The 14,247-nt window shown below is 67.9% G+C and carries 8 protein-coding genes; 1 reads left to right on the top strand and 7 read right to left on the bottom strand.

Annotation, left to right across the window (positions count from 1 at the left end):
• Positions 1-234: 234 nt before the first annotated feature.
• Entirely contained in the window at positions 235-597 is a 363-nt protein-coding gene (locus tag ABZ297_RS35075) for an arsenate reductase family protein (RefSeq protein ID WP_355355548.1), read from the top strand.
• A 20-nt stretch (positions 598-617) separates the two neighbouring features.
• Here the strand turns inward: ABZ297_RS35075 and ABZ297_RS35070 are convergent, their stop codons facing one another.
• The 7 genes from ABZ297_RS35070 to ABZ297_RS35040 all read right to left on the bottom strand — a co-directional run.
• Entirely contained in the window at positions 618-746 is a 129-nt protein-coding gene (locus ABZ297_RS35070; protein WP_355355546.1) for a hypothetical protein, read from the bottom strand.
• A gap of 272 nt (positions 747-1,018) precedes the next feature.
• Positions 1,019-1,735: a hypothetical protein gene (locus ABZ297_RS35065; protein ID WP_355355544.1), complete on the bottom strand. Its 717-nt coding sequence runs from the start codon at positions 1,733-1,735 to the stop codon at positions 1,019-1,021.
• Positions 1,736-1,804: 69 nt separating this feature from the next.
• Positions 1,805-10,555: a DNRLRE domain-containing protein gene (locus ABZ297_RS35060; protein WP_355355542.1), complete on the bottom strand. Its 8,751-nt coding sequence runs from the start codon at positions 10,553-10,555 to the stop codon at positions 1,805-1,807.
• A 704-nt stretch (positions 10,556-11,259) separates the two neighbouring features.
• Positions 11,260-12,201 (bottom strand): DDE-type integrase/transposase/recombinase, encoded by a 942-nt coding sequence (locus ABZ297_RS35055; RefSeq protein ID WP_355355540.1) that lies wholly within the window; start codon positions 12,199-12,201, stop codon positions 11,260-11,262.
• A gap of 89 nt (positions 12,202-12,290) precedes the next feature.
• Entirely contained in the window at positions 12,291-12,704 is a 414-nt protein-coding gene (locus ABZ297_RS35050; RefSeq protein ID WP_355355538.1) for a hypothetical protein, read from the bottom strand.
• A 162-nt stretch (positions 12,705-12,866) separates the two neighbouring features.
• Complete coding sequence (locus tag ABZ297_RS35045; protein ID WP_355355536.1) at positions 12,867-13,556, bottom strand: response regulator transcription factor; 690 nt, start codon at positions 13,554-13,556, stop codon at positions 12,867-12,869.
• Positions 13,553-14,247: sensor histidine kinase (locus tag ABZ297_RS35040; protein ID WP_355355534.1), on the bottom strand; the 695-nt coding region annotated here is incomplete at its 5' end. The genes ABZ297_RS35040 and ABZ297_RS35045, both read right to left, overlap by 4 nt.

Below are 14,247 nucleotides of genomic sequence, written 5' to 3'. Positions count from 1 at the left end.
CCCTGGCCATGAGCACCCCCAGGACGTCGGAGCCGGTGTGTCCGAGCCGTGCCGCCGACAGTCCTGAAGCGCTCATCGCCTGCTCCTTCACGTCATGGGCGTGCCTCACGCCTCCCACGTGACCCATGGACCGTACGGCGGCGCGGAACTCATTGCAGCGCGTCGAAACCGCGTGGCGCCCGGCTCTAGGGTTGGTCGCGGCAGGCTCATGAACAGGACGTGGCAGGAGACGGCGTGGAGATCTGGATCAACCCCGACTGTTCCAAGTGCCGCTCGGCGCTGTCGGTCCTCGACGCCGAGAGCGCCGACTACACCGTCCGGCGCTACCTGGACGACCCGCCGAGCGAGCAGGAGCTGCGCGACGTGCTGGGCAGGCTCGGCCTCGAACCCTGGGACATTACCCGCACCGGCGAGAGCGTGGCCGCCGGTCTCGGCCTGGACGGGTGGCCCCGCGACGCGTCGAACCGCGAGCGCTGGATCGCGGCGCTGGCGGCCCATCCGGCCCTGATCCAGCGGCCCATCATCACCGCCGATGACGGCTCGGCGATCGTCGGACGGACCGAGGACGCCGTCCGCTCGGTGCTGCCGGATCGGTGACACCCCGGTGCCGGCGAACCTCACGTCCACACCGCGGGGAAAGCCTTGCGGCTGGAGCTGTCCTTGGCCAGGCGGTAGCCGGAGTCGCCTTCCTTCTTCCGCTCGTTGTTCCAGAAGTTCAGGTACTCCTGGGTCACGGCCCGTGCCATGTCGACGCTCGTGTCGGTGGGTCGCGACGGCCAGCCTGAAGGACCGGCCGGGGGAACGGAAGAACGCGAGCACGTTCGAGCACGCCCTCGCGCGGCGCCCCCTCTATGAACGACTAGTCGAGCAGGTCGTTGTCCCGCCACCACTTGCGCTTCTTCGGCATCGCGTTGTAATTGCCGGGCCAGGGAGGCGGTGAACGCCTCCCTGGTGGGCGAGGGGATGGGAGAAGCGTTGCTCCACGACGGGGACGGGGACGGGGAGGGGAAGAGATACGCTACGAACGCCGGAAGGCCGCCAGCAGCCGGCCGGCCGCCTCCGGCGACAGCCCATCGGTGACGAACGCAGTGTCCATGAACAGATCCCGCTGGCCTCCCTGGACGTCGAACTCCAGCGTGTCGATCGTGGACAGCGCCTCGTCGCGCTCGTCGGCGTCCGCCCACGTCTCGATCTCCTGCACCGCCGCCTTCAGGACGGCCGCCGCGTCACGCACGACGAGGTAGTCGCCACCCTCCGGGAGCCGTTGGAGGCCGAGGTCGATGCCGCCGCGGAAGTCGACGTCCTTCAAGCGGGCCGCGGTGAAGTCGTTGCCTTCGTACCTGTTCACGGTGCGCCCCAGCTCGGCGTCCCGCGCCCAGGGGTCCGCGGAGAAGGTCACCGATTCGAGGGTCCCCGAGAAGACGCAGTTCACGAATTCGGCGTCTATGAAGGTGAGGTGGGACAGCTTCACGTCCAGGAAGGAGCACGAGACGAAGGTGGCCCGGCCGGGGTCGAGGCCGTCGCCCTTGAGCGTGCTGCCGTCGAACACGCAGCCGGTGTAGACGCTCGGTCGTCTGCCGGCGCCGAGGCATCCCTTCGTGGCGTGGACACCACGGAAATCGCAGTCGGTGAGGTGGCTGCCGTTGGCAATGGAAATGACCGAGAAACGCTGACCAGAATAGTCGGTGCCGTTCTGCTGGGCGGCGTTCAGATTCAGTTCTCTTTTTGCTATCACGGCGGCTCCTCTATTGCGTGAATAAGGATACGCTCCCGGATTTTCCGGGAGCGTATCCGGTGTCAATGGCTATCTTCTGAAGGAAGGTAAGGGGCCTATGCTGTACAGCACGTACGGCACTTTACTGTACCGCACGTTGGTCGTCTTCCGGGCGAGATGGTTGAGATAGTCCTTGACCGTGGTGAATTCGACCCAGTTCATGAGCCGCCGGTCGTAGAAGTCGACGCCGTGGCTCGATTTGTAGACCCACCGCCCCGGCTCGCTCGCGCTGAGTTCCCGCTCCATTGCCCGGTGGAATGCCGTTCCGAAGTAGCGCCGCGCGCTCTTGACCCTCTTCATGCGCATCAGCCGCTGATAATCCTTGAACTCCTTCCTGGTGAGGTACCGCAGCATGTCCTTGGGGTCTTGGGCGAGGCGGAGCGCGGCGGCCTCGACCGCTTCCGCGGAGGCCAGGTAGCGGTTCCTGAGTCCCGCGGGCAGGTTCTTCGCGAGTTCCTTGCTGACCTTGACCCCGCAGGCTGCCGGAGGCTTGGGGGCGGCGTTGTGCGTCAGTACGGCGGCGGTGCCCGCCAGGACGTGATAGGTGTGCAGGCCGGCGACGGTCAGGTTGTGGACCCGCTGGTGAGCCGTCCGCTTCTTGGCCGCCTTGATCTGGACGTACGTCCCGGAGGAGGTACGCAGCCACATCCCCGGCTTGAGGTCCTCGGCCTCGACCCACTTCTTCAGGTCGCGGACCCAGAACGGATGGCTGTCCGTCGAGGTGACCTTGCCGGTCTCGTCCCCCTTCTCGCCGTCGGTGTCGACCGTGACGTCGACCAGTTCCTTGTCGCCCTCACCCGTGATCAGTTCGGTGACGGGCTTGGCCGCCGTCTTGCCGGTCTCGGGGTCGGCGGCCAGCACCTCGTCGCCCACCTCGACCTTCTCGATCGGCTTGGTGGTGCCGTCGGCCATTTGGACCATCGTGCCGGGCACGAAGCTGTTGCCCGGCCCGCAGCCGATGCTGCCTCCACCCTTGAAGAGCCTGCCGAGGCCGAAGGTGACCCCGGCGATCGCGGCACCGGTGACGGTCTCCAGGGCGAAGTCGCCGGCGTCGAAGGACCGGTTGGGATCCATGGCGACGTCCACGGTGTAGCTGGTCGCGGAGGCCGCCGCTCCTGAGGCCAGGGCGACCGCCAGCCCGCAGGTCAGGCCGCCGGTCTCGGGGCACAACGCCCCCAGCGCGCCGACGCCCAGCCCGACCAGCAGCCCGGCGCCGAAGGACGCGAGCGCTCGCTTCCAGTCCATCGGCTCCGAGTAGTGCAGGTTCGCGATGGACAGGCCCGCGGCGAAGCCGTAGCGGTTGCTCGTCCCCGGGTTGAGGCCGAGGCCGAGATCGGCGCCGGCGTCCTGCCGGGAGTCGGGGGTGAGGTACTGGTGACTGCCCGGCAGGTAGTTCCGCGACCCCATCTGGTAGCTGGACGAGAGCTGGTCGAACCGCCTGGCCCCGAACCAGTACGGGTTGTACGGCTCCTTGTAGGGGTTGGCCGAGTCCGGGGTGTCCACCCCGCTGACCGATCCCGGCACCAGCGAGCCGAAGACGCTGTAACCGTACGTGCCCCGCGTGTCGCCGGTGTCCGTGGTGAGGATCTCCACGTTGCCCTGCGGGTCGTACCCGTAGACGCTGCGCTCGGCGGCCCCGCCGCCGAACTTGGCCATGGACAGCCGCTCGTCCCACGCCGAGTACTCGAACGAGCGGGTGATCGAGCCGCCCACCTCCTCGTCCAGCACCTCACCGGCCATGCCGAGGTAGGAGTAGATGGTCTTCTTGCCGTCGTTGTCGGTCATGGAGGACGTACGGCCCAGCGGGTCGTAGGTGTAGTCGGTGGCCCGCTCCACCTCGTCCACCCCGACCTGCTCGGTGCGGGTGATCTGGTCGAAGGCGTTGTAGAAGTACAGGGCGGTCGGCGTCTGCTCCTCGCCCGAGGTCACCGAGAACAGCCGGCCCGAGGGGTCGTAGTGGTACTCGGAGGCGCCGCCGCCCAGGTCGCCGCTCTCGACGAGCCGGTTCCAGTCGTACTGGAAGTGGGTGTTCTCGCCCGCGACGTCCTGGATGACCACGTTGGAGTTGGCGTCGTACTGGTAAATCTCGCTGCGCGCCTGCCCGAGGTACTCCACCTTGGCGACCCGGTTGCGCGGGTCGTAGGTGTAGTCCTTCTCCACGTCGGGGAACAGGCACGCGAAGTCGACACACTGGACCTTGGTGTGGTCCTTGGAGACGCGCAGGTCGGCCTGGTAGGTCAGGGTGTGCTCCGACTGCACGGCCCCGTCGGCCTTCTTCTCCACTGTGTGCCGCGGCAGCCCGTCGAGGTAGTACTCGTAGGTCGCGATGTTGCCGTTGGACTTGGTCTCGCTCTTCCGCTCGCCACGCGGGGTGTAGTCGTACCGGGTCAGCCTGGGGCTGGGGTCGGTGGCGCTGCTGACGTTGCGTACGGTTTCGAGCAGGTCCCGCGCGTCATAGGTGTAGTCGGCGATCGTCTTGTCGTGAGCGCGGCGGATCAGGCCGCCGATCTCGTTGTAGCCGTAGGTCGTGGTGTTCTTGAGCACGCCGTCCAGGCGCTCGGTGACCTTGGCCATCTGGTTGAGGCCGTCGTACTCGAGGTCCCACTGGTCGATCGTCGCGTTCGACGAGCTGTCGGTGACCTTCTCGAGGTTGCCGTTCGGGTCGTACAGGTAGTCGAACGACTTGACGTTCGGGTACGGCGGCGTGGTGGATCCGCCCTGGTCGGCGTGGTGCTTGAGCTTGCCGTCGGGGTGGTAGGCCCACTCCAGGGCCCGCTGCAGATCGCCGTTCGCCGCGTTGACCTTCCGCTCGGTCTGCAGCCCCAGCTCGTTGTAGTCGTAGCCGACCGTGATGCCGAACGGGTCGATCGACTTCTTGATCCAGCCGTTGTCGTAGTACTCGGTCTTGCTGACGATCCGCCCCCGGTGGTCTTCGTTGGGGGTGTGATCGGGGTCGGGCGGTGGCAGGGCCACCTCCGTCAGGCGCGACGCCGTGTCGTACTTGTATGTCACGCTCTGCGGCGTGCGGTAGGGATAGTCCGGCGCGCCGTGGTTGTCGTCCTTGTCGTACGGGTAGACCTGCTCGACCGGCCGGTTCAGCTTGTCGTAGCGGATCTCGGTGAGGAAGTCGTCCGGGTCGTCGGTGGTCGCGACGCCCCGCGGGTTGATCGTCTTGGTCTGGTTGCCGACCTGGTCGTAGGCGAACCGGGTGGTCGTCTCCTTGACGTTCCCGTCCACCGACTCGTGCGGAACCCGGGTCTCGACGACCTTGCCGCGGGCGTCGTACACCGTGGTGGAGACGCTGCCGTTCTGGTCGGTGGCGGTGGTCTGCAACCCGTCGCGGTCGTAGCCCGAGCGGGTGGTGTAGCCGCCCGCGTCGGTCTCCATCGTCACCCGGTGGTTGCGGTCGTAGTCGAACTTGACCGTGTAGTCCAGCGGGTCCGGGGTCGCGTTCTTACGCGGGTCGACCACCCAGATGACGTTGCCGGCGCCGTCGTAGAGGTACCTGGTGGTGTAGCCCTTGGCGTCGGTCACGCCGGTGAGCTGGTAGATCTCGTCGAAGGACTTGGTGGTGGTGAAGTCGCCGGCCGTGTCGGTCACGTTGCCGTTCGGCTCGGTGACCGTCAGCCGGTTGCCGACCTTGTCATAGGTGAACGAGGTCTTCCGCTCAGGCGCGTCGAGCTGGTCGTCCTTGGGTTCGAGCGTGTAGGTGATCCGGTCGTTGGCGTCGAACTCGGTGGTCGCGACGGCGCCGTTGGGCGCGGTGGCCTTGGTGATGTTGTCGTTGGCGTCATAGACGGGCGCGGGCGTGACGATGTACTCGCCGGCGGCGCGGTCCTTGGGCACCGAGCTGGTCAGCGGGCGGCCGAACAGGTCGTACGATCGCGAGCTCACCGTCCCCAGCGGGTCGGTCACCGACAGCGTCAAGCCCCGCCAGTCGTAGCCGATCCGGGTGGAGTCGCCGTACGCGTCGGTGATCAGCTGCGGCTGGCCGGTCGCGTCGTAGGTCCCGAAGGTGGTGGGATTGCCGTTCGCGTCGGTCGCCTGGGTGACCTGCCCGTAGATGTCGTAGCTGTACGTGGTGGTGTAGTCGCCCACGGTCTCCGTGGAGTTGCCGACCGGGTCGGTGACCGAGGTGAGGTTGCCCCACGGGTCGTAGGTGAAGGTGACCCGGCGGCCCTCGGGGCTGGTCTCGGCGGTCAGGTCGGTGATGCGCCCGTTCAAGCCCCTCTGGTAGGTGTACGTGGTCGCCGGCGTGCCGTTGAGATTCGCCTCGGCGTCGCGGATCCACAGCCGGTCCCCGGTCAGCGGGTCGTAGGCCGAGGTGGTGACGGCGCCGTTGTTCTCCTCCTCACGGATCACGTTGTGGTCGGCGTCCCAGCCGAGCTTGGTGACCTGGCTCTTGGCGTTCGTGATCTGCGTGGGCCGCCCGAACTCGTCCAGGTGGTAGGCGGTGGCGTGGTTCTCGGCGTCGGTGACCGTGGTGTCGAGGGTCGAGCCCTGCGGCCCGTCGGGGTCCACGTAGAGGAACTTCGTCGTGCCGCCGAGCCGGTCGGTGAGGGTCTGGGCCGACCAGTGGAACTTCGGGTCGTCGCCCTCCCGCGGGTAGTAGTAGGCCACGCCGGTGCCGTTGCCGCGAGGGTCGGTGACCTTGACCAGCTTGGCGTTCTTGGTGCCCTGGGTCATGTCGTAGTCGAAGCGGAACGACTTGGCGTCGTCGTGCCCGTCACCGTCCACCATCTTGGCCATCAGGCCCCAGCTGGTGTACATGAAGGTGATCTTGCGACCTTCGATGTCGGTGATGGACTTGACCCGGTCGATGATGTTGGGGTTGACCAGGTTGGCCCAGTAGACCTCTTCACCCTCGTCGTTGATCCAGGTGTAGTTCTCGCCCTTCTTGTAGTACTCGACGGTCAGCGTCTGACGGCCGGCCGGATCGGTGATGTACTGCAGGAACTTGGTCGGCATGTTGTTCGACCTGCGCGAGGCGTACGTGAACGACGCGGTGTTGATAATCCCGTTGCCGTCCTGCGTCGCCGACATGTAGCCGTCGCAGTCGAAGAAGTACTGGGTGCGGTCCGGCGCGGTCATCACCCAGGCCCGCGACTCCTCGGTCTTCGAGTCGCACGCCACCAGGCGCTGCAGGTACAGCTGCACGCCCTTCGGGCTGATCCACTCCTGCGCGTCGTCGTCCCACGAGAAGGTGTGGCCGGTGCCGTCCCCGTCGGTCATGGTCACCGTGGTCGGGGTCCGGTTGGGATGGAAGTCCAGCGGCGTGCCCAGCCGGATCGGCATGGAGGCGTGCAGCGACCAGCCGAAGCCCATCGAGCTGTTGGAGGTGTCCTTGGAGTTGTAGGCCAGGTTGACGACGGTGGCGAAGTCCCCGCGTGAGGGGTGCGCCCACGGGCTGTAGGACCAGACGGCGTTGCCCGCGTACAGGTTGCCCTGCAGGAGGCCGCCCGCGCCGGTCTCGACGCCCGCGTACTCGTAGAACGACTCCAGCCCGAGCTGGTTGGAGGTGGGCTTGTCCACCGCCACCGCCTGGGTCAGCGCCGGGATCGCGTCGCTGGCCGACAACCACGCGTTGGTCGTCTTGTTGTACAGGTCCGACTGGAGCAGGTAACTGGTGCGCTTGTTGCTCTCGTCGGCCGTCGCCGGCGCCTTGACCTGCGCCTGGACGGTGATCGTCTCACCCGGGGCCAGGTCCTTGGGCAGCGCCGTTTTCACCTGGTTCTGGGCCGTGGTCACGTCGGTGCCGTCCGGCTGCGCCCAGCGGTACGACAGCACGTAGTCCGACGCCTTCCACGTCGCCGTGGTCGTGTTGGCGAGCGTCACCGGCGTGGTGGTCTGGCCGCCCTCGGCCATCTGCAGCGCCGTGTCCGGCGCGTAGTAGGTGTTCTCGGTGGTCTTCTCCAGGTACGTGACCCGGAGCTGGGGCCGGAGCTGCGGCTCCGCCGCCTCGTCCGACAGGAACAGGGTCCGCTCGGCGGGGGACGTCTCGTTCGCGAGCTTGACCATCACGCCGTGGTTGCCCGAGGGGGTCGAGACCCAGCTCTGCGCGAGCGACGTGGCGCTGAAGGAACGCCTGTAGGGATCGTTGGTGATCCCGGCGTAGCTGCTGATGACCGTGCTCGTGTAGTCGCCACCCGCCGTCGTCCACGCCTGGGAGGCGGTGGCCTTGTTCCAGGTGGCCGTCTTCTCGTCGAAGCCGGTGTTCACGCCGCGCAGCTCGTACGTGGCCGCGGCCGACCCGATCATCGTCACTTCCCACAAGTCCACCGACGCGTCGAGCACCTGGGCGGTCGGGGGGATGTCGGAGACATCGGGGAATTTGAGCACGACCCGGGTCGTGCCGTACGTGCCGGAGTTGTTGCCGACCATCAACCATGGCGCGCCTGCCAGCACGTCCTGGTTGACATCGGGCTGCTTGCTGGACAGGGTCGTGTCCGCGGTCCCGCCCTGGAAGATCTTGACGGTCCTGCCCGCCTTCGGCAGCGCGGCGATCTCCGTCGGCCCGGGAACGAGCTGCCCATCCTTGGTCTTCACCGCGACCATGTAGTAGTAGACCTGGCCGAACGGGTCGGTGGAGTCGGCCGGGGTGGGCGTGGCCGTCGTGTCGGTGAACTTCGTGGTGCCCGCCGCCACGGGCGAGACCAGCGTGGCCGCCGACGGGGTGAACGTCTGGTGGACACTGCGGTGGACCTGGTACTCCGCGAGGTCGTCCGACTCGGCGTCCGACGGGTCCTGATAGGCGGGCCAGGACAGATCCGCGCCGGCGGCGTGGATCGTGGTGGGCGGGTCGACGGTGACGCCCTGGTGGCCGTACGTCAGCACCAGGCGCGGGTAGGTCGCGGTCTCCCCGCCATAGGAGTACAGGCTGCCCTCGTAGCGCACCCCGCCCTTGTCGAGGGTCTCGTCGGCCGCCTTCAGCACGAAGCCGTGGTTTGCGCTGGTGCCGTCGAGCCACGACTGGACGATGTTGCGCACCGAGAACGAGTGCCACTGGCTGCCGTTGGCCGAGGCCGGCTTCACCTGCACGGCGTCCTTGGTCAGCCGTACGGCGTCGGCGATCACGCTGACGGAGGCGGAGGCGGGGCCGTCGCCCAGGACGACCTTGCCGGTGGTGCCGGCGGTGAACGGGTGGGTGCCCAGCGTCTTCCATACGCCGTTCGTGGTGGAGGCGGCGTACTGGTTGACCGAGTACGTCTTGCTGCCGCCGTTGTAGGTGACGGTGTACGGCGCCGCCGTGGACCGGTCGGCCGCCTCCACGTAGTGCACGTCGACCCGGTAGTCGCCGTCCTCGGTCACGCGCGGCACCCACGTGTAGCGGTCGCCCGCGACGGTGTCCTTGTTGTACAGGTAGTCACTGCCGACGGCGTTGGCCGTCAGAGAGCTGGTGGAGAGCGGCCACGAGCCGGTCGCCGCGGTCTTGCCGAGGTCGCCGTCGTCCACGACCTCGCTGTTGTTGCCGAGCTCGCCGGTGAGGTTCTTGGCCGAGTTCCAGGTGGCGGTCGTCTCGTCCCAGGCGGTGGTCGCGCGGTGCGCCTCCAGGGTGACGTTGTTGCTCACCCCGGTGCTGGTCTCGATGTCCTGGTCGTAGTAGACCTGCAGCTGAGCTGAGTCGATCTTCGTGCCGGACGGCACCCCGGTCAGCGGGAACTTCAGCAGCGCCCGCGACACGCCCACCGAAGACGTGCCCGTGGACAGGCGCCAGCTCCCGTCGAAGTTCGTGTCGGGGGAATCGGAGACGATCATCGTGTCCTGCGAGACCGTCGGCGTCGGCGCGATCTTGATCGTCGGGTCGATGACCACCGGGTACTGACGGGCCGGGTCGGCCAGCCACGCCTGGTCCGCGGTGACGGCGATCCGCAGCAGCCCCGCCGCCGCGTCCCACACCATGCTCTGCGTCACCTTGTCGCTGTACGTCTTGCCGTACGGCGAGGAGGCGTCGTCGCGCGCGTCGGTCATGTACGGCCGGGGGATCTCCATGACCGGCGTGCCGTCGAAGTCGCCGCGGTAGAACGCGATCGACCCGTCGGGCCGCTGCCAGGCCCGCAGCCCGTCCGGCTTGAGGGTGAAGGTGTAGGAGGGGGCCTGCGCGGGCGCGGAGTCGAGGACGATCTGCTCCTTGGCGCCCTCCGGGGTCACCTCGTACGCCAGCCGCGCCCCGCCGCTCTCGTAGGCGTAGGTGGCGGTGTCGTTCTTCACCTTCGGCTTGCCGGGCTTGACCCCGTCGGCTCCGAGCGTGAGGACCACGTCGTCCAGCTCCACGCGGAGAATCGAGGCGGGCTCGGTGCCGAAGAAGCTGCTGAAGGCGTTGCGCTGGTTGCCGTAGGCGAACCCAGCGCGGTCCGTCGGCGAGATCTCCGTGGAGATCGGCTGCCACTTACCGGACTTGTCGCGATAGTTCAGCGGCGCCGCCGACACCTCGACCTGCTGCCGGCCGTCCTCCAGCAGGAACGTCCGCTCGTGCGCGGTGCGCTTGCCCGCCAGCTCCTTCACCCGCTTGGCCGGCGGAATCTTCTGCGCCGCGGGCTCCGCGTCGTTCCGGGGCACCGCGTTCACCCCGAGATCCTGGGGCTCGGGCGCCTCCTGCCCGTCGCCGGTGAACCAGTCCTGGAGGTCGTCCAGCCAGTCACGCTCGCTGTCCGGCTTCCATCCGCCGCGCGCGTCGCCCGGGGGCGGCGGGCTGGGCGTGGCCGCCTCCGCGGGAACCACGTTGCCGCTCAGCGCGAGGGCGAGCACTAGGAACGCGCCCAGTAATCGACGGGATTTACGCATGGTTGTGCGTCCAGGCAAGAGCCTGCCTCCAAACTCGGAAAGGGCATGGTGGAATTGGGCCAGGGCATGCCGAAGGACGCCATGGCAGCAGCGGTCAACTCGATGGACAATTCTTCGCCGGGCGCGATTAAGCCATCTCCGCGCAGTGAAAGCCAGATCCCCATTTTGTCTATTTGCGGGGATCATCAACCGCGTCACGATCCTTTGTCAACCCTCTGCGAACCTCGGATCAGGCCGCTTACCTCACCGGCCCGGAACCCCGGACGCGGGTCATGAGCTGGGAATAATGAGAATTCGGCGAGGTCACGGGCACGAGGTGTGAGCGCTTCGCGAAGATAACGGTTTGAAAACGGCGGCCCGGGGCTCGGCCTTCTCCCCGGCAGGCGGAGTGCTTCGACGGATGCGAATTTATTGTCAGCATATTCACAGTCAAGCGTGACCATCTCGAAATTGACATCGAGGCCCGCTGGGCTGCGCCCCTGGCGGGCGCGGGTGTGGAACTTCGGCCGGGAGGGGTGGCCGGCTGCCGATGGTGGAGTTCGACGGGACGGTCAAGATCGTCGGGGCCGCGACCCCACCACGAACATGCCCAACGGCTTGGCCGCGAAGGTGAAGTACTCGCGTTCGCTCATTGCCGCCAGGTCCGTCGTCACCGATCCGCCTCCCGATGCGACGGAACCCGTCAAACCGGATGAGACATCAAGCTACTTGGGTGGTTTGTGGTGAAGTGTCGGTCTGTGGTGGTGCGAGTGGCTGATTGATCCACACCTTGGTCGGCAGAGACGGTGGGTAGGGCCGCCATCCGCGGAACCGCTGGGGATGTGCCTGGAAGGCCGCGTGGAGGGTGGCGATCCGCTTGGCCTGGATCTGGACGGCGGTGCCGTCATGCACCGAGGCGGGCGTGTGCATCGCGATCCCGGAATGGCGGTGCTCGTTATTGTAATAGCCGAAGAATTGAACACAGAATACGTTGGCGTCTTCTTTGGACCCGAACGCCCAGGAAATGCCGGGCAATATTTGAGTGTCTTGAAGTGCGCTTCTGAGTAGGGGTTGTCGTTGGACACGTGCGGCCGGGAATGGGACTGGTCGATGCCGAGCAGCGCGAGCAGGCCGGTGACCGTGTTGGAGGTCATCGAGGCGCCACGGTCGGCATGGATCGAGCAGGGCGCGATCCCGCCATTGGCGGCAATGGCGTTCTGCAGGAACTCCGTGGCCAGGGTGCCGTTCTCGGTCGGCCAGATCTCCCAGTGAACGACCTTGCGGGAGAAGATGTCGATGATGACGTACAGCAGATAGTAGACGCCCCGCATCGGCCCTTTCAGTTTCGTGATGTCCCACGACCACACCTGGTTGGGACCGTCGGCCTCCAGTTCAGGTCTGCTGGTCGGCGGGCGCACGGCTTGAGCGCGCCGCTCGCCGCTTTGCCCGCGTTCGCGCAACAGCCGGTACATGGTGGCCTGCGAGCACAGATAGACGCCCTCATCCAGCAGGATCGCCCATGCCTGGCCCGGGGACTTGTCGGCGAAGCGGGGCGAGTCCAGTACCGCCAGCACCTGCTCGCGCTCATCTTCCGACAGTTCGGCCGGGTGACGGAACGGCCGGCGCGGACCGTGAACGGGCGGACGCGGATGACGGTGCCGGTGCACCGTTGCCCGGGATCTGCCGAACGCCTCGCAGGCCCTGACCGTGCCGACCGACTTCTCCAGGGCAGGGAAATGCTCGTCGAGGACCCGGTTCAGTTCGTGCCGGAGTCCGCGCTGCTTGAGATGTCCTGAAGCAGCGCGAATGCTTTTCCCGCGATGTCCAACGCGGTTTTGGTCTTGCCGAGCTCACCGGCGAGTTTCTCGTTGCGGGATTCCAGCCTTGCGGCGTCGGTCTTGAGCTTCTTGTTCTCCGCTCGCAACCGGGCCAGTTCCTCCGATTCGGCATCTTTTTCGGCTTGCCGGTCGAGGCGGCCAAGGTTCCGTTCTCGGCCTGCTTTCTCCAGTGCTCGATGTGAGAGTGGTACAGCCGTTCCTTGCGGGCACCCCAGCCCGCCACCGCGCAGCAGGCCGCGACCCGCACAGTGGTCGTTCTCACTTTCGCGTTGTTCAACCGAGTGGGGTATCCAAGGGGAGTGGGACGGCGAGGCGCTGAAGGCGTTCGCCAAGCGGGTCGGCGAGGTTGTCGGCGGGCGGCAGGCCAAGCTGGTGGGGCGGCGCGCCCATCGTCGCCCCGTCACACAAGGAGCGGATTATGCTGCGCTGCAGCTGTCCCACAAAGAGCCGGGCGAATCGGCCGCCGCCGCGATGGGCCGTGGCCGGCAGGTAGGTCACTTCCCGCGCGCGCCGGGCACGACCAGTCCCGTCTCGTACGCGGTGACGACCGCCTGCGTCCTGTCGCGCAGCCCGAGCTTGCTCAGCACGCGGCTCACGTGCGTCTTGACGGTCTCCTCCGTGACCGTCAGCCGGGCCGCTATCTCCGGATTGGACAGGCCCTCCGCGACCAGCCGCAGAACCTGGGTCTCGCGCGGGGTGAGCGCGCCGAGCGCGGCCGACGCGGAGGCGTCGGGCTTGGGCTGCAGCTGGGCGAACTCGCTGATGAGGCGGCGGGTGACCGCCGGGGCCAGCAGCGCCTCGCCGGCGGCGACGACGCGCACGGCGTCGAAGAGCCGTTCGGCGGTGACGTCCTTGAGCAGGAAGCCGCTGGCTCCGGCGCGGAGCGCGTCGTAGACGTACTCGTCCAGGTCGAAGGTCGTCAGGATGAGAACGCGCGCGCCGTCGGCCGCGGAGCCGGCGAGCCGCCTGGTGGCCTCGATGCCGTCCATGGCCGGCATGCGGACGTCCATGAGGACGACGTCAGGGGAGAGTTCGCGGCAGACCCGCACCGCCTCCGCCCCGTCGGAGGCGGTCGCGACGACGTCGAAGTCCGGCTGGGTGCCGAGCAGTTCGGCGAATCCGGTGCGGACCACCAGATGGTCGTCGGCGACGACGATCCTGATCGGCGGGGGCTGAACACTCACGCGGCCGTCTCGTCCTTTCCTGGCAGGCGGGCCTCGACGAGGAAGCCGCCGCCGGTGGCGGGGCCGGCGCGCAGCTCGCCGCCGACGGCCGCGGCGCGTTCCCGCATGCCGGACAGCCCGTGCCCCTCCCCCGCCGTGGACGCGCCCGGCCCGTTGTCGCGGACGAGCAGCCGCAGCGCGTCGCCGGTGTAGTGCAGTTCCACGTCGACGGCGGCTCCCGGCGCGTGCCGCCGGGCGTTGGTGAGGGCCTCCTGGACGATGCGGTAGGCCGCGAGCTCGACGCCGGGGTCGAGGGTGACCGGCGAGCCGCGCAGGATCAGGCGGGTGCCCGTCCCGGAGGCCGCGCGTGACTCGTCGAGCAGGTCGTTGAGCTCCCGAAGGCGCAGGCCCGGCTGGGGCTGCCGGTCGGCCGCGTCGGTCTCGGCGTCCTCGCGCAGCACGCCGAGCAGCCGCCGCATCTCGGTCAGCGCCGCCCTGGCGGTGTCGCCGATGGCGAGCAGCCGCTGCGCGCCGGCGTCCGGCATCCCCGGGATGGCCAGCCGGGCCGTCTCGGCCTGCACGGCGACCATGGAGATGTGGTGGGCGACGACGTCGTGCAGCTCGCGGGCGATGCGGGCGCGTTCGCCGCGTGCCGTGTGCTCCAGCAGGCTGTCGGCGACGACCTGGCGGGCGGCCGTGGTGGCCAGCGCCT

Origin of the sequence: Nonomuraea sp. NPDC005983 (assembly GCF_040614375.1) — a bacterium.
In the GTDB taxonomy this organism is placed as follows: Bacteria; Actinomycetota; Actinomycetes; order Streptosporangiales; family Streptosporangiaceae; genus Nonomuraea.
The sequence above is the reverse complement of the archived record's forward strand: the minus strand, read 5'-3'. Positions and strand labels throughout refer to the sequence as shown.